This window comes from Verrucomicrobiota bacterium (assembly GCA_027622555.1).
Lineage (GTDB): Bacteria > Verrucomicrobiota > Verrucomicrobiia > Opitutales > UBA2995 > UBA2995.
The window spans coordinates 1-16,740 of sequence record JAQBYJ010000112.1 but is presented as its reverse complement, the minus strand read 5'-3'; the positions used below and the strand labels follow the sequence as shown (position 1 = coordinate 16,740).

Here is a 16,740-nt window from a genome sequence, read left to right as displayed (position 1 = left end):
AAGCACAACGGGTCTCCCATTTTCGGGGCAATCTCAAAGGGGTTAAAATCTATAACGTGCTTGCAAAGTAAACTCCGTCTTACGCCCAGTTGTGGAAAATCCCATAACCTCGCGGCCAAGTTGTGCGCTCATCGCCCAGTGGGTATCCGGAGCGTATCTCATTCCCAACGTTGTCTGTAGGTATTCACTCCAACCCGAGGAGGAGTCTTGAGAATAATAAAAAAACTGCGTATACAGAAGGAACTGCTCAGTCGGGTTTCTCCAGTTTAACTCGACCACGCTGTTCAAAGTCGATTGTTGGTTTGTTTCGCCGACCGAGAGCTCTGTAAAAACCCCAAAAAGTTGGTAATACCATCGTAGATCGGCCCCGGTGCGAAATCGTCTGTTTCCTTGGCCGTCTAGCTCGGCGTAGTAGCCGGAAAGCCCCAGATCTATTCCCTCTATCCATTGGTCACTTCCAACCCGGCCAGCCAATGTGTAGCGATCATCGAATCCTCGCCACGTCAGATCCTGGCCATTTGCCTGGGTCCAGCTGAATTCATAGTCCATCGTTCTAAACCGCCCGTTTACGCTCGCTCCCCAATCCGCCTTGAGTCCGAGATTTCGTTCTACCCCATACTGCCGTAAGGTGCCATTCGTATTGATGTCCTGCTCTAATCCGTAGGGTATTTCAAAATGCCCTATCCGGATATGAGGACCGTTAAGACCAAGTCCTCGGAAGTTATAATTGAATATGCGGTAAATAAGCCGCCAATCATCTTCATCATCAAATATCGGCGGATGCGGATTCATGTTATCGATTCGCGTGAGGTAACCTTGCAGTGTCAGCGTCCCGATGTCTCCGCTGTTCCCCGAAAAAACTTTGTGCAGATCAAATCCTAGAAAATTCTGATAGAACGTCTCTGCATCGCCACTCCTGAAAACAACACGACTGCTTCCATCGATGGTGAATCGGAGGTTCTCCTGCCATTGCGACCAGGCATCCGTTTCGCTTGATTCTTCCCCGCGGGCTGCGTTTGCAGTAGCGAGGAGATAAACAAGCACCAAGAGTTTCCTGGACCAACTTCGACTGCTATTCACAAACCTGCTGATCAGGTGCATTTTCAGACATTTCATATAGGCGCGTCTCAAGTGAGTTGGATAGAGTTAAGCGGCAATAAACCCTGTTCGGGTCTTGCGTTCTAAAATTTTCGTTTGGTCGGCACCCATGGCCCCTGATAATCAAAAATCAGATTTCGGGCGACGACATTTTGATGGATGTTGAAAGAATCGGAGTTGATGTGGGTAAGGTAGTGGCGGCAGTCGTAACAAAAAATATAGAGTTCTCAACAAGAGTGGCTTTACTGATAATTTACCCTGGAAGGTTGTCAGTTTTGAGGACTCTGTTATGGTGCCCGAATGACTGTATCTTTGAACTTAGGTCAATTATTGTGACATCCTTTGCAAACACCCCCCAAGATACGTCGTTGACAGCATGGTTGTATCTTTTAGTTCTTGTAGTTGAACTCTCTTGATCAGCTCTGCCCAAGCCTATGGTTCGCAATTCGGTTCATAAATCTCCTGGAGACAATGAGGTCTCAAAATTCACATTATCCTTCAGGCTTTTCCTGATTGTTTCCTTTCTTTTGGCGTCGTGTGGCTTGAGCGCGGTACCGACTTTGGAATCCGCGTTTCCCGTTATCAAGCAATACTGTTTCGATTGTCATGGAGCGAAAAAGACCAAAGGTGACATCAACTTCGAAGAACTGGTGGCCGATCCCTCTATCGACAAAAGTTTCAAGACCTGGGAATTGGTGGTTGAAATGCTCGAGTTTGAGGAAATGCCGCCGGACGATGAAGAACAGCCAAGCGATCAGGAGCGGCAGTCTCTGATTTCAACTATTAGCGAAACGCTCGATTATGCGATTCAGATTAATGCAGGAGACCCGGGAGAAATTGCTCTGAGGCGGCTAACGAGCGCCGAGTATGCTTATACCGTTCAGGACCTGACCGGGCTCGATTTGGATTTGGAAAAATCTTTTGTTGGCGAGGCTGTCGGCGGTGAAGGATTTTCAAACGTCGGAGAAGTTCAATTTATGCAGGACGCGACTCTGGAGCAGTATCTAAAAGCAGCCAAGTTGGTGGCGTCCCACGCCTTGATCGGTGCTGGTCCCCTTCAATTTTATTCTGATCCGGGCATGACCGGACAGGAGCTCTCCGCTATCAATCGCATATTGTCGATTTACCAGGAACATGGTTTTAGTACTGGTGCGGGAGAAGGAGCGATGCCTTATGGTCTCGACCGTTACCCCAAAGCCTTTTATGCGTCCTGGCGATACATGCATCGGGATGCGCTTAGATTACCCAATTTAACCTTGGAGGACCTTGCTGAAACCGAAGGAATTGAAATTCGGTTTTTAGAGCACATTTGGAGTGTACTCAACGATGACTCATTGTCATTCCCATCTACTGTTATCGTTAGTGGATGGCGTGAGTTACCGGCTCCTCAAGCAGAGTCCTCCGCAAACGAACAATCGATCCGTTTAGCCTGTGTTGATCTCTACGATCTGTTGCAAAGTTGGCAAAAAGCTCTCGCAGCAAATTCTGTTGATGATGAGGAAGCCCCGGCGTTGTCAGAGGATAACTTTCGTCCTACTTTGGAATACTCATTCAAAGTTCGGATAAACAAGGCGAAGGATGCCATATATTCAACGGCCAATATTTCGGTGATACCGGCAGGAGAGGGAGGGGAGGTCCCCGCTGTGCTTTGGAAAAATCCGCAAGTTGTTTTCGCGCTGCCAGGGAATGCGGATCCAATTAAGATGCCTTTGGTGGAAGCTGCCACCGATGAGACTCGGGAACTCTTAAAATTTGGTATTGGATTTGACGGTGCTCCAATCGCTCCAAGTGATTTTATTACCCTCGGTTCGCAAGAGTTGACAGTTCAGTTTTCAGGCCCTTCAGGCCTACGCGGTGCCGTCTTGTCGGTAGACGTAGAACTCGATGTCGAACATGGAGACGATTGTTTTGTGCGTTGCGTGATCTCCGACGGACGTGTGGAAGGGGAAGAGATATCGTCTACGGGTGCTGCATCGGCGCTTCTCGCCAATCCTGCCAGCCCGGACATGGAGGCACGAAAAACGGGGGTTGCCGAATTGGCACGAAACCTACCCCAGGTTTCCCATAGAAAACCGGCCCCGTCGGACCGGGATCCAATACCCGCACCCTTTGACAACACCTACAACAAACCGGAACGAAATTCCTTTCACTACATTCTCAAGTATCACCGTGATGACCGCTTTTTGGCTGAGTCGATTCTGGACGATGCGACGCGCCAGGAACTGGATATTGCTTGGACCGACTTGCTTACCTCATTTGATTACCACGACACTTTTCTGCGTTTTATCGTAAAGAAGTTTGGCCTGGATGCAGGCGAACGGACGATTGCGGATTTGACTCCTGATTGGATCGAGAAGCAGTCTCCGGAGACGGTTGGTTACATTCATCGACTATACGATAACTACCAATCTGCTACTCAAACCCTGGAATCTGCCGAGCCGGGTCACCTGGAAGACGTCTTGAGTTTTACAGAGAGAGCCTGGCGAAGGCCTTTAACGCAGACCGACCGCAAAAAGCTCGTTGGCTATTACGATTCGCTGCGTTCCCAAAAAGAACTGGATCATCCTGAGGCCGTCCGTTTGCTCTTGGCTCGTATTCTAATTGCCCCGGAATTCTTATACCGGATTGAGCAGCCGAAAGAGTCGGCGCCGGTGGTGGCGCTATCCAACTTCGAGCTCGCCAGCCGACTGAGCTTCTTCCTCTGGTCATCGCCGCCAGATACCGAACTGATGAGGGCTGCGGAGGCCGGTGAATTAAGCGTACCCGAAAATCTGGCACATCAGGCCCGCCGCATGTTGACGGACCCCAAAGCCAGACGATTTGCCACGGAGTTTTTTGGACAGTGGTTTGGCTTTTACCGTTTTGACGATTTCAGTGGAATTGACGCGAGTCACTTTACGGAGTTTTCCGATGACCTGAAGGAAGCCTTGTACGATGAATCGGTCAGCTTTTTTGAATACATCGTCACGGCTGATCGCCCGGTGGATGACGTCCTGTTTGCCGATTACACTTTTCTGAATCAAAAACTGGCTGAGCATTATCGGGTTCCATTTGAGGTGAATTCAGATTCTGGAGGTAGCCTGCAGCTGGTGCAGGGAACCCGCAAATTTAACCGGGGTGGGCTGCTTCAACAGGGAACGATCCTTGCCACGACTTCCGCTCCTTTGCGTACCAGCGCCGTCAAACGGGGAGATTGGATTTTGCGGCGCATTTTGAACACACCGACTCCGCCTCCTCCAGCGGATGCCGGGTCCATTCCGGCGGAAGAAGTATTGGCCGATGGCTTGACTGTTCGCGACCGCCTGGAGGCACATCGGCGGGATGAGTCATGCGTAAATTGTCATACACGCATCGATCCACTCGGCTTCGCCCTGGAAAATTTTAATCCGCTTGGTCAATGGCGAGAAACCTACAGCGATGGCGGCGTGATTGAGACAACGGGTATCCTGAACGATGGGACGGAGATTACAGGGATGGAGGACCTGTTTTCCTACCTGCAGCAAGAGAAGGGTACGTTTTATAATAATCTTTGCCGCAAACTGCTCGGTTATGCGCTGGGTCGAAGTGAAATTCTGTCTGATCGCTTATTAATCGACAAAATGGTAAAAAGCCTCGATGATGATAAACGATTTTCTAATTTGGTCGCTCAGGTTGTCACGAGTCCCCAGTTCCGTCACAAGAGAGGCCAAAGCATTGAGTCCGCTAAAAACACCAAGGACGAAGATTCAGATAGCCCGATTTAAGAATGCCGAACCTGCTGACATCACGAGGAATTTCCCGCCGAAACTTTTTGCGGGGTGCAGGGCTTACCTTGGCACTTCCCTGGATGGAGTCTATTCCCACTTATGCGGTGGAATCAGGTAAACGGATTGCCGCCGCTTCCGCTGGTCAGGCACCGATTCGCTTTGGTTGTCTCTTTTTCTCAAATGGCGTAGAGCCGGCGCATTGGTGGGCGAAGCAAACAACTGACGGAATGGACATCGGTCCGGGTTTGGCTCCGATGAAACCCTTTACCGAAGATTTCACTTTCATACGCGGTCTTTTTAACCAGAAGGCCGTCGAACATGACAGTGCCCATCAGGGACGAACTACCAACCTGCTTTCCGGCGCCTGGGTCAGCAAAGACCAGAGCGAAATTCGGGTCGGCGAGACGATGGACCAGGTGATGGCCAAACAGATCGGGCGCGAATCGGTGATCCCCAGTCTGGTGGTCGGAATAGAGCCGACAGAACTGCGTCTGGAGGATGGGCTCTCCATGATTTACGGTTCCAACATTTCCTGGAGCACCGACACCAAGCCAAGCATGAAGGAGATTTACCCCTCAAGGGTGTTCGATTTGTTGGTGGGTAGAGGAGATCGTGAGTTGGATCGCAGCGTTCTCGACGAAGTGCTGGCCGATGCAAATTATTTAAAAACCCGTGTCGCATATTCCGATAAACAAAAATTAACCGATTACCTGGACTCCATTCGTGATATTGAAACCCGATTAGATAATGCGGCCAAGGAACACCGGTTGGAGGGTTGGCGTCCCTCAATAAGTGAGCCCAATATGGAACGGCCAGCTGAAACCTTGCCTCAAAACATACCGGACCACATGAAGCTGATGTTGGACCTGATTGTTTTAGCCTTCCAGATGAACAAGACACGGATCGCAACCTGCATGCTGAACAACGACCTTTCTCAGATGAACTTCGGTTTCCTCGAACATGTTAAAGGTAGCCTCCACCTTGACCTCACTCACAACGGACGCGATCCGGAACTCGAGGCGATGTATTTAAAAACCAATCAATTCCATACCGAACAGTGTGCTTATCTCCTCGGGCGCATGAAAGACATCGATGAGGGAGGTCAGTCCTTGCTCGACAATTCGATGCTGATGTTTTGCTCCAACTTCTTTGATGGTGACCTTCATCAGGCCGACCACATGCCCATTATTCTCGCTGGGAAAGGTGGTGGTACTCTGCAGCCCGGTCGGGTCCTCGATTTCAAGGAGGAGGACAACAGCAACCGAAGGGCCTGTAGCTTGTACCTCTCTCTCATGGATCGAATGGGAGTTGAGCTGCCGAGGTTTGGAGACACCACACGCCGCCTGGCTGGTATTTGAGTATCGGTTTAAAACTGCAGGAATTAGGAATCGCACTGTAGGAGCGCAGCTTGCTCGCGAGTGAATGACTCAAAAGAGTAAGACGAAGAGTAAGAGGAAGATTCAATCCGCCATTACCTCATTGCTATCGGACGCGGCGTTGATCCGCGTGTCGTTTCAGGCGTGTTGGCGGAGGGACATATGTAACAAAACTCGTAGGCTTTATCGGCGGCTAAATCTTCCAGGTAGTAAAGTTCGCCAATATGGACGCCTTGTTGCGTGAGCAGGTAGTCGTGTACCGGCATGAACGATTCATGCTTTTTCTGATAAGCGACTGCATCTTCGGGGGCGGGACGGTATTCCAGGCCGCTGGTGTCACTGCCGATAAGCATGGCACCTCGTTCCTCAACCAGCCATCTCGCGCTTTCGTAAAGAAGGCCTGCGGTATCGTGATCTGCGAGTTTTTCACGATCCAGGGGATCTGACCAATATTGTATCGCTCCAGTACGAATCAGCACCACGTCTCCGGGCAGTAGCATCGTACCTTGTTTATTGAGCGCACCTTTTATGTCCACTATAGTGATTCCGTAGTGAGGTGGAAGCGCGGCTACGCCCTTGTAGTCAGCCACATCAATTAGAACCCCCCGGGCAACTATTTTTGGAATAGTGGTCGCATCGAATTTACGAACGCCCGAATCGTCTCCCAAATCGGATTCTTTTAAATCGTTATTCTCGCGGTTATCTTCACTTTCAACCGAGTGTCGGAGATCATCGATTTGAGCTGCTCCGTCGTCGTTAGTAAACAGGGCACAACTGTGCCAGGCCGTACAGATTATCGCAGACGGAAAATCGGCTTGTCGCTTAACGCCCTCCGGTGAACTAAAACTCGCCTCTTCCGCAGGACTGTGACCTGGCCAGACAGAATGGTCACGGTCGTAGATCACGCCGAGGTCATTGATTTTTCCATTCGTTGCTAAACTCAATGCGGCCTGCATGCTCTCGTCCGTCATTTCATTGAGCGCTCCGATTTCATTCTCCGGACCCCAGACCCAGCCCCAGCCTTGTCCTTTTACCCATTGTTTTGTGCCTGAGTCGCCTGCGTGGGCTGTTTGAAAAATAACGGCCAACAAGGCAATCAACGTGGTGTTGTAGGATTTGAATACAGCTTTCATAAAGTTCGAATTGATTGATGGATTTGTCAGTTGGAATATTACCCGCGTGCGTTTTGGGCCGATTTTCAATTTGCAAATATAAAAATATAAGGAATGGTTGAAGTTTGCCCTTCACCAAAGGGGAAAATTATTTTTTACGTTTCCCGAACAATTATTTCGGAGAACTGTAAGAGAAGCCCAGGTGGGACGATCGGAAAGGATTGCTGTGAGTGATCTATCGTTCCAATTTCCCGGCATGAAAATGAATTTGCCTGTCTCTTTTTTGATCCCAGTCGCTGTCGTTACGTTTCTTCTATCAGTACAGGCTCTGGGCGCTGATAAACCTGCGGTCATTGAAAAAGGCGGTCCAAAAGCCCCAAAAGTTTTGTTCATAGGCAACAGTTTCACCTTCGGCGCCGGTTCTGCCGTCCAGTTTTATCGGGCGCCATCGGTGACGGATCTTAAGGCGTAGGCCGATAGGGTCAATAGTCTATTGTCAAGTTTTCCCAAGAGGGGTAGAACGCATCGGGCCGCGACTCGGGATTTGTGAACCTGCTTCCGGTAAAAATGGCACGCTCTGTTGAACAACATTCCGATGCGTGTAAAAGAAACCGCTGACTCTTGAGAAATGAGGCGTGAATATTCTTTCCACACCGCAATCCACAAGAGTACGCATATGGTGAAAACAAGTCTGGAATCCCCCCTGATTTAGAATGGCTTTCCACTTGTCAGTTTAACCCGTTTTGAAAGTATATGTTGGCAGTGCCTTTTTCAAAAACCAATAGCAGACAGGTTTTTTCATCCAGAAATTAAAATGACTAAAAACACCCAACTTCTGATCGAGGAAATCAAGTCAGCACCGGAGAACGTTCAAAAGGAGGTTCTCGACTTCCTGCTTTTCCTGAAGTCCAAAACGAATTCGGATTCGGAAAAGACGGATGACTTGCTGCCACTGGCGCAATCCGCCTGGGCCGCCGATTGGGACTCTCCGAAGGAAGATGAAGCATGGCGCGATTTGTAAGTTGTGGTGTGGTCCGTTCACCTAACTTTCCAGTGCCAAGGTTCGACCCGCTCTTGTTCTTGCCTCGTTGACAGGTGGGGACGGGGGTGGATGATCGCCCCTCACTGGGCGCGGATTGAAACCAACATCTTCCTGACACAACCTTCCCTAAATGAGGCTTGCAGCGCGAGGACTTCGTCGAAGAATCTCCGCCAATGATTCCGGCGTAGGACAATTCTCCCTTGATCCCCGGAGTGCCAACAGCAACTTTCTATCCATAACAGGGAAACCGAGTATGTCATTAAAACTTAATTCTATCCCGGCTCGTTCAATCCTGATGGGTTGTGCGGGATTGCTGTTGCTCGCCTGTAACGCAGGAGCGGCTGAAAAAATAAAGGTTTATCGCGTGCCCAAGGAACCTGCCGCGCCGGTGGTTTCCAGCAGTTCTACTGATGACCATTTTGCTCCTGGTGTTGATCATACCGGACACAATCATGGTCCGGCACCAACTTTGCCCAAGGTTACCTACTCGAAGCCGGAAGGTTGGCTCGAAGGGGGTAGGGATGCGATGCGTGTGGTCAGTTTCAGCATAAGCAGCCCCAATGGTCAGTCGGCACAGGTCGCGGTCACACCCTTACCTGGACTGGCCGGCCGAGAGTCGCTCATTGTCAATATGTGGCGGCAACAATTCGGGATGAGCGAATTAACGGAGGACGAGGCGGAAACCGCACTTATCCCTGTGGACATTGGTGGTGCTGTTGGAAAAATGTTCGATATTGCGGGCAAATCTCCCGACGGTACAACCATCCGCATAGTCACTGCCATGAAGCATGTCGGCGAAATGAGCTGGTTTTATAAATTACAAGGTGACGACGAATTGGTCTTAGCGGAGAAACCCAACTTTGTTGAGTTTCTCAAATCGGTGAAGATCGAAGCGGCCGTTTTGGAGGATGAGCATGCTTCGGCTGCTGGTGGTTCCATGCCGGGAACTGTTAGCTCATCACAGCCACCCGCGGCTCGCAATGGGGGACCGACCTGGACAGTACCCTCAAGTTGGAAGGAGGTTTCAGGAGGTCAATTTCTGTATGCCAAATTTATCCTGTCAGGCGAAGGTGAGTCCGAGGCAGTTGTGAACGTGAGCACTTCATCCGGTGACGGTGGTGGCTTGGCCGCCAATGTGAACCGTTGGCTTGGACAGCTAGGCCAGGCCCCGTGGAGTAACACAGAAATGCAAAAGAACGTGAAAGAAATCGAAACCACCGCTGGAACCGTGCTGTTTGTGGAAATGAGTGGCACGGATGGCCGCACCGGCAAATCGACTTCGATTGTTGGTGCCCTGGTGAGCAACCGTGGTTCGACCTGGTTCTACAAACTGATGGGCGATGCCGAATTGGTGACCGCGCAAAAGGAGGCATTCACCACCTTCGTCCAAGAGGTGAACTACTAAAATGCGCAAACGCATCTACAAATTGTTAACTTCCGTTCGAGTCGCCGTCGTTTTACTGGCGCTCGGATTGATATTGGTTTTCTGGGGTACCATTGCGCAGGTGAAGCTTGGGCTTTACCAGGCGCAGAGTGAATTCTTCCGCAGCTGGTTGATTTATTGGCAACCTTCGGGTTCGGGGCTTCGTATCCCTATCTTTCCCGGCGGCTATCTTGTTGGCGGATTGTTGCTCATCAATCTATTCGCCGCCCACCTGCGTTATTACAGACCAGGGTTCAAGCGCATCGGCATCGCAATGATTCATTTGGGTGTCGTGTTATTGCTGCTCGGGCAGTTTGCAACGGACACGCTTTCAACCGAAAGTTTCATGCGGATACGCGAAGGGGCTTCGTCCAATTATTCAGAATCGAACAGTCTTTGGGAACTGGCGGTGATTGATACCTCGGATCCGAAAGAGGATAAGGTGGTGGCCATTCCCACCAGTTTGCTCAGCAGCGGTAAAGAACTGTCCGATCCTGAGATGCCGTTCAAGGTTCGCCCCATAAAGTTTTATCCCAATTCGACGCTTGCCGCCAAGAATGAGGGTGCCGGATTTGAATTGGTAAAAGCGGAAAATACAGAGAGCACAGAAATCTGGTGGCGCAGCCTGCCCAAGGTGACACAAATGAACTTTCGGGATATACCGTCCGGCCTCATCGACCTGATCGGGCCCGGCGGCGATGCGCGAACCATTCTGGTGTCCGGGCATTTTTCGCGACCCCAAACCATCACGATTGACGGTAAGGAACTTCTGTTTGAGGTGCGCCCAACACGTTATTATAAACCATTCCGCCTGCATCTGATTGACTTTCGATTCGACCGCTATGCGGGAACCAACACGCCAAAGAACTTCTCCAGCCGAGTGAGGTTGGACCGAGCGGACACGAACGAAGATCGCGAGGTCACCATACGCATGAACGAACCGCTCCGTTATTCCGGTGAAACATTTTTTCAAGCCTCCTATGACGAGACCGACGAGAAGGGGACGGTGTTGCAAGTGGTCGACAACCCCGGATGGCTAACCCCGTACTTCGCTTGTGTGCTTGTAGCTGCGGGCATGATTTGGCAATTTATGTCGCACTTGATCGGTTTCGCCACCAAACGGAAAAAAGCATGAAAGCATTTCTAAAATATTTGCCCTGGTTGTTCCTCGCACTGTTTGCGATGGAGGTACTCATCGTGTTGAAGCCAAAGAAAGAAACAGGACTTCACACCGCTCAATTCGGTCGACTTCCCGCGCTGCTCAATGGACGTATCCAGCCGCTGGATTCCGTGGCGCGCAATTCCTTGCTCCAGATTCGGAGCACCGGCGATGCTCCCTTGGAAATCCTTCCATCGTGGCAATTCTGGAGGCATGCCAAGAAACTCAAGTCAAGTGAGTGGTTGCTGGAGGTTTTCTTCAACCCGGAGATGGCAGACACACGTTCGATCTTTCTGATTCATCATCCAGATATTATCAGCGAATTAAAGCTTGGGGACCTGGGTGTCGAAAAATCCGGGCTGCGTTATTATTCGTTCAATGAAATCAAACCACAGTTTGAGGAAATAATGAAGCAGTCCCAGAGTGCTTCCGCGGTGGAAGAAGCGGCGCAACGTTCAAGCTTTCAAAAGCAGGTGTTGAAACTAGCCAACGCCATCAGCCTCTATCTTCGGCTTAAGAACAGTGTTCAGCCGGAAGGCACCGGCAATTTTACGGAGCTTTTGGCGGATTACCAATCTACGATGCCGGCTGGCATTGCCGCGGTTCGCGCCCAGCAAAGCGGCAGGGGGGTGGAGATGATGGAAGAAGAACCCGTGCGGCGGTTTATGGGCATCGCCACCCAGTTTGAGTTTACGGCAAACAATTCCTATCCGCTGTTGGTACCTCCGGTGGATCCCGGGATCGATCGGGATGGGTGGTCGAACGTGGGAGCAAGTTTACTTAATATGATTCGCGATAACACACTACCTCCCGCCGTTGAATATTATTCGCGTATCGCCGTGGCCTACACCGACTCCGATGCCTCCGAATTCAACAGCGCGGTTGCCGGATACAAGAACTGGTTGGGTAGCGATTTTGAACGCGAAGTGGGTAAAGGCCGGGCGGAGTATTATTTCAATCAAGTGAAACTGTTCCTGCATGCTACTATCATTTACATCTTTGCCTTTGTGCTGGCTGGTGGCGCGTTGCTGACTTTTGGAACGTGGCCGAATCTCTCGGAATCGTTGCGTCGGTCAGCCTACTGGCTCGTTGCACTTGCCTTCGTGGTTCACACCTGTGGGCTGATTTATCGAATGGTGTTGGAAGGCCGTCCACCGGTGACGAATCTTTATTCTTCCGCGGTTTTCATCGGATGGGGCGCGTGCGTTCTGGGCTTGATACTTGAGCGCGTTTATCGGGTCGGACTTGGTAGCGCGGTCGCGGGCTTCGCGGGATTCGTCACCTTGCTCATCGCACACAATTTAGCACTCGGCGGCGACACGATGGAAATGATGCGAGCGGTGTTGGACACGAATTTTTGGCTCGCGACTCATGTGGTCGTGGTAACGCTCGGTTATGCTTCCACCTTCGTTGCCGGCGTGTTGGCGATGGCATATGTGGTGCTGGGAGTTTTTACCCCTACGCTTACCGCCAGAAAGGAATTTGATCTGAGCAAAGCGCTCGCCAAAATGGTGTACGGCATAGTCTGTTTTGCAGCTCTGTTCAGTTTTGTGGGTACCGTGCTCGGTGGAATCTGGGCGGACCAATCGTGGGGCCGCTTCTGGGGGTGGGATCCAAAAGAGAACGGTGCGTTGCTTATCGTGATCTGGAACGCCCTTATCCTGCACGCACGATGGGGCGGACTCGTAAAAGAGCGCGGCCTGATGAACCTCGCTATCTTCGGCAACGTCATCACCGCGTGGTCCTGGTTCGGGACGAACATGCTCGGCATCGGCCTTCACAGCTACGGTTTCATGGACGCAGCGTTCAAATGGTTGATGCTCTTTGTGGGCAGTCAGGTTGCACTCATCTTTCTTGCTTTATTACCACTGCACCTGTGGAGGAGTTTTCGCGGACAAAAGGAAGAGCAATGATAGTTTCTCTGGAAAGATAAAACTTAGTAGTCGATTAATTTCCTGTAAATTGCTGTTTTGCAGATGTTCCTTTTTAGGCTGAGACTCTATTTCCCTAAACAGTTTTCCATCCAATTTTGTAATAAAACTATTCATGAATGTACGATCAGAGTCACAGGAGGGATTAACTGGTATACTAAAAATTAGCCCGGAAGAGATCTTCAAGGCTTACACGCTTGTATTGAATAAGACCCGGGAATTTTGTGCAAAACGGCAAATTTCGGAAATTCTTCCGGCAACCAATGCACGCTGTTTCGAATTTATTCAGGAAAAAATGTATTGGTTTGGAGATGCGCAAAACCCGGACCTCATTCTTCCTTCGTCGCATTCGTTTCATAAGCAATATGCAGCGCAGTATTTGGGGAATGTCTACACGATTGGACCGTGTTACCGAAGGGAGCCTAAAGCGAGACTCAACAGCCATTTGTTTTACCAGATTGAAATTGAAGTATTTGACTCTGACATCTACCAAACCCAACAACTTGCGTTGGACTATTTACGCTACGTCGAGGGTGCTTTTTGTTCAGTATTCGATCCTTCCCGAACATCCATGTTTGAGACTGTAAATTCGATGGACCTTAGAAATGAATCTGAAGTATCCATGACCACGGCTGAATTTGATCGATGGTCCAAAGAATTATCCATGACTGCAATAAATCCCGTGTGGCTTAATTACACGCCTCAAACAGTGGACCCCAAATTGAACAAATCAATCGGCAATGGTTTTTCTGCTGGTTTCGATCTGATTCTTAGCGGAAATTATGGAGAGATTATGTCTGGTGGTCTGAGAGATAAGGAGGAGATGAAAGCTTTCTTCGATGGAGATGAGTCAATCGATACTTCCCTGGAAACCAGTGGTTTCGGAATAGGTCTGGACCGGCTAATCCACATGCTCCTGGAGGCTGATTCATTGGAATCGATCAAAGTCCCTTACAATTGATCTAGCTGTTTGGTTTTCGGTCAAAGAAAGAAAGTTACCCAGGTAATCAGGTATCGATTAGCGAGCAAAGACCTTTTGAAATATTGAAGGTAAGGGCTTCAAAAGGGCTCCCCGTCTTTTGAGCACCAAACGGGACATAATCGGCGAATGGTGTCTTGTTGATATCGTATATAACGGTTTTTCCTTCATGCACCGCCCAGTCGATTCTGCCATAGTCCAAATTTAATGCTTTCCGGGCTTCCACTAGTACTCGTGGTATGGAACGCTGCTGGAGCTCCGGATCCTTCATGTTCTCTTCGTAGAGTTCCTGTTGTTCTCCTGTCCCTACATATTTTACAATGGGAGTGCGCGATACATGAATTTCATGGCCATTTCGATTTCCAAAAAAATACCAGTTGCGCAAGATGTTGCGACCTTCGGTGTCCGTTTCTGGCTGATACTTTTCTATTATCAAATTCGGATTATCCCATGCTCCTTCAGGAACTTGTTCGATGTTTTCCAGGATGGGATAGTGGAGTGGATTGAGTGTTTCCAAATGTTTCCAGTAATGCCTTTTGAGCTTGTTTGAAGAATCAGTATTACTTTGTAACTTTAGTATTTGTTTACGAGCGTGGTAAGGAACGCGGGAGATCTTATGTCTCAACTTTTGCCAACCACGGCGTCTGTTCTTCTCAGGGTAGCCTCCAAAGTTGTCCTTGGTTTTTACAATGACTCTTCCTGTGTAGTCGCTTTCCGGTGACAGGAGCGCATGGGAAAATATATCCTTACGAATACTGCCACAACGCCCATTTATCACAATGGGATACCTATTCGCATAGTCCAGGTACTTTGTGGGAACTTTTGTTTGGTCCAGATGCACGATTGCGATATCCGCCGAAACGTTTTTCTTGAGATCGGTTATCCCGACTACCTCATGCCCTTCCTCCCGCCAGAAGTTGCTGATGGATTGAATCAGGTATCCGGATTCCAGGACTGAACCTTCATCGGGGAGGCCAAGAATTGCTATACGCTTCAGTGTCAAAAGTAGCTCGTTTTAGATAAAATAACGGTTTTCAGAAAATATCCTCTTTCTGCTTCTCCTTCGCTGTCGATAGGATAATCATGTTTTTAATGAGTGCTTTCGACCAGTCTGTAGGCAGCAAATGGTTATGCCATTTTTGGTTATACCTGTTCTTGGGGTTGGGTTCTTTCGTGATTACCTTCGCTGTTACTGAGGAAACGAGCGACCAAAGAGACCTTCGTTCTGATTTTCAGGCGTTTGTGGAGTTGGCACCGTTTGAGGTGGTAGATCAACATTTGACGATTTCCGTGTTTGCAAGGTCAAAGGCCGATCGTCGGTATGCGGAGAGTTTTGCTGAGGAGGTGGTGGATATTACTTATGCAACTCTTGGCAAATCCACGGGCTATGGTTTGGTCATCGTCGGGGATGAAACAGAACCGCATCCCATGTTTGTCTATAAAATCTTCCTGAGAATGGCACGTGAAAAGCGGATTCGAATGGAGCTTGTTCCATCTGCTGACGAGCTTGAACGAATGATCCAGGAATGGGAGGATAAGGTGGAGTTCGATGAGAGAGACGGCGGCGGGGAAGATGGAATCGATATCGAATTTGAAACCCTCGTCCCGGCTCTTCCGTTACCGTTGGAGGGTGTAGCTTCCAAGTTGTATCAGATCGCTTGGGTAGAAGCATTCGATGAACGCCGGGTCGAGCAAAGGCTTGAAGCATTGACCCTTGAAGAATTGGAAAGTGATGAACTCTCTTTCTACGATTGGGTATTCTTTCTGCCGCACCGCGCTGCATTCAGCAAGGTCCTCGATGAAGTGATTCCCATCTATATGGAACAGAAGAAAGTGAATATTTTCCAGGCTGCCGCGATCCGCGTAGCCGTCTTTACTTTCAAGCCCTTGATGAAGGGAGCGTTCGAGCGAATTCGGAAGGGCATGCTCTACATGACCTTACTGAGGGCAGTGAGCGATTACTCTGAAAGTGACATCGAAGCCTTGTTGGAAACTTACATTAAAGCCCTCAGGTTTGACGGCAAAGCACGAGGCCAATCCGAGCGGGAGTTTGTAATTGAAAAAATAGAAGCGCAGAAAATTGAGAATGCCTGGTTTGCGGCACATCCCTTTGTGCCGCCGGAACCACTCGCGACTTTCGATCCCGCCGCCTACAAGAAATTCGAAGGCAAGTATGCCAGGCGGAGTAAGGCCAGTCATCGGTTTTTTATTAAGAACGGAAAAACCTATTGGCACTTTCTTGACCGCGAGCCCCGTTTGTTCTTTCCGGCTGGCGAGTATCTTTTCGTTTCTGAGGATAAGAGCATGACCATCAGGTTTCTGAACGATGAAGCGGGAAACATTTCCGGAGTAGAGCAACGCTGGGAAGACCGACGGAATATTGTATCCCGGAAACTTTAACCGGAAGCTTGGACCAGCGCATTTGTAAACTCGCTTGCAATTCAACCCAACCCGGCTCACCAAAGTTTAGGTATTAATGCGGATTTATATGGACGGCGAAGCTCTGGCAACCATGGTTTTCTCGCAACCCCTAAGAAGAAATGCCCAAAATAACAGTTAGGAAGAGATATCTATTGATCACCCTTACATTGGTGATGTTTATGACCACGTTCGTCTTTATTGGTGAACGTCAGAACAAAAGTGTTCGCCAGGAACGGGTTCTGGTCACGATAAATACGACTGAGCTAATGACACTCGATTACGATGTCCTCAAGGGTTACATCGGGACTCTATACGCAGCCAATAAGTTTGATGTGAATGCCAAAGTGGCGGGCCGGGTCGTGGAACTGCCCGTAGCGCTGGATCGCCGCAAGGTTGTCGCGTCCGGCGAACAGCGCCATCGCCACGATGCTCAGCAAGGACGAGGCCCGGAAC

General features: G+C 49.6%; 12 protein-coding genes. 9 read left to right on the top strand and 3 right to left on the bottom strand.

Annotated features, from left to right (window positions below):
• Positions 1-42: 42 nt before the first annotated feature.
• The gene (locus O3C43_20750; protein ID MDA1068923.1) at positions 43-1,116 is read right to left on the bottom strand and encodes a hypothetical protein; all 1,074 of its coding nucleotides are present in this window, start codon (positions 1,114-1,116) and stop codon (positions 43-45) included.
• Between the two features lie 416 nt (positions 1,117-1,532).
• Here O3C43_20750 and O3C43_20745 point away from each other — a divergent pair, with 416 nt between their 5' ends.
• Positions 1,533-4,841: a DUF1592 domain-containing protein gene (locus O3C43_20745; protein MDA1068922.1), complete on the top strand. Its 3,309-nt coding sequence runs from the start codon at positions 1,533-1,535 to the stop codon at positions 4,839-4,841.
• A gap of 2 nt (positions 4,842-4,843) precedes the next feature.
• A complete protein-coding gene (locus O3C43_20740; GenBank protein ID MDA1068921.1) occupies positions 4,844-6,202 on the top strand; it encodes a DUF1552 domain-containing protein in 1,359 nt (452 codons plus the stop codon).
• 113 nt (positions 6,203-6,315) lie between these two features.
• On the opposite strand, the gene O3C43_20735 is transcribed toward O3C43_20740, so the two are convergent.
• A complete protein-coding gene (locus O3C43_20735; protein MDA1068920.1) occupies positions 6,316-7,353 on the bottom strand; it encodes a cyclase family protein in 1,038 nt (345 codons plus the stop codon).
• Positions 7,354-8,146: 793 nt separating this feature from the next.
• On the opposite strand from O3C43_20735, the gene O3C43_20730 reads away from it, so the two are divergent.
• The 5 genes from O3C43_20730 to O3C43_20710 all read left to right on the top strand — a co-directional run bounded on the left by O3C43_20730 (position 8,147) and on the right by O3C43_20710 (position 13,848).
• Positions 8,147-8,353, top strand: coding sequence for a DUF2281 domain-containing protein (locus tag O3C43_20730; protein MDA1068919.1), 207 nt, complete (start codon positions 8,147-8,149; stop codon positions 8,351-8,353).
• A 151-nt stretch (positions 8,354-8,504) separates the two neighbouring features.
• Positions 8,505-9,779: a hypothetical protein gene (locus O3C43_20725; protein MDA1068918.1), complete on the top strand. Its 1,275-nt coding sequence runs from the start codon at positions 8,505-8,507 to the stop codon at positions 9,777-9,779.
• A 1-nt stretch (position 9,780) separates the two neighbouring features.
• Positions 9,781-10,932 (top strand): cytochrome c biogenesis protein ResB, encoded by a 1,152-nt coding sequence (locus tag O3C43_20720; protein ID MDA1068917.1) that lies wholly within the window; start codon positions 9,781-9,783, stop codon positions 10,930-10,932.
• Positions 10,830-12,869, top strand: coding sequence for a cytochrome c biogenesis protein CcsA (gene ccsA / locus O3C43_20715; protein ID MDA1068916.1), 2,040 nt, complete (start codon positions 10,830-10,832; stop codon positions 12,867-12,869). The genes O3C43_20720 and ccsA overlap by 103 nt, the downstream gene beginning before the upstream one ends.
• A 133-nt stretch (positions 12,870-13,002) precedes the next feature.
• Entirely contained in the window at positions 13,003-13,848 is an 846-nt protein-coding gene (locus O3C43_20710) for a hypothetical protein (GenBank protein MDA1068915.1), read from the top strand.
• A 46-nt stretch (positions 13,849-13,894) separates the two neighbouring features.
• Here O3C43_20710 and O3C43_20705 read toward each other — a convergent pair whose 3' ends face one another.
• The gene (locus O3C43_20705) at positions 13,895-14,869 is read right to left on the bottom strand and encodes a hypothetical protein (GenBank protein MDA1068914.1); all 975 of its coding nucleotides are present in this window, start codon (positions 14,867-14,869) and stop codon (positions 13,895-13,897) included.
• Positions 14,870-14,958: 89 nt separating this feature from the next.
• Between O3C43_20705 and O3C43_20700 the strand changes: the two genes are divergently transcribed.
• A complete protein-coding gene (locus O3C43_20700) occupies positions 14,959-16,266 on the top strand; it encodes a hypothetical protein (protein MDA1068913.1) in 1,308 nt (435 codons plus the stop codon).
• Between the two features lie 173 nt (positions 16,267-16,439).
• On the top strand, positions 16,440-16,740 hold a 301-nt coding region (locus O3C43_20695; GenBank protein ID MDA1068912.1), incomplete at its 3' end, for a hypothetical protein.

Excerpts from the sequence above, each read along its gene's own strand:
- O3C43_20750 (MDA1068923.1), bottom strand. The coding sequence starts at position 1,116 with ATGAAATGTCTGAAAATGCACCTGATCAGCAGGTTTGTGAATAGCAGT.
- O3C43_20745 (MDA1068922.1), top strand. The coding sequence starts at position 1,533 with ATGGTTCGCAATTCGGTTCATAAATCTCCTGGAGACAATGAGGTCTCA.
- O3C43_20740 (MDA1068921.1), top strand. The coding sequence starts at position 4,844 with ATGCCGAACCTGCTGACATCACGAGGAATTTCCCGCCGAAACTTTTTG.
- O3C43_20735 (MDA1068920.1), bottom strand. The coding sequence starts at position 7,353 with ATGAAAGCTGTATTCAAATCCTACAACACCACGTTGATTGCCTTGTTG.
- O3C43_20730 (MDA1068919.1), top strand. The coding sequence starts at position 8,147 with ATGACTAAAAACACCCAACTTCTGATCGAGGAAATCAAGTCAGCACCG.
- O3C43_20725 (MDA1068918.1), top strand. The coding sequence starts at position 8,505 with ATGAGGCTTGCAGCGCGAGGACTTCGTCGAAGAATCTCCGCCAATGAT.
- O3C43_20720 (MDA1068917.1), top strand. The coding sequence starts at position 9,781 with ATGCGCAAACGCATCTACAAATTGTTAACTTCCGTTCGAGTCGCCGTC.
- ccsA (MDA1068916.1), top strand. The coding sequence starts at position 10,830 with ATGGCTAACCCCGTACTTCGCTTGTGTGCTTGTAGCTGCGGGCATGAT.
- O3C43_20710 (MDA1068915.1), top strand. The coding sequence starts at position 13,003 with ATGAATGTACGATCAGAGTCACAGGAGGGATTAACTGGTATACTAAAA.
- O3C43_20700 (MDA1068913.1), top strand. The coding sequence starts at position 14,959 with ATGAGTGCTTTCGACCAGTCTGTAGGCAGCAAATGGTTATGCCATTTT.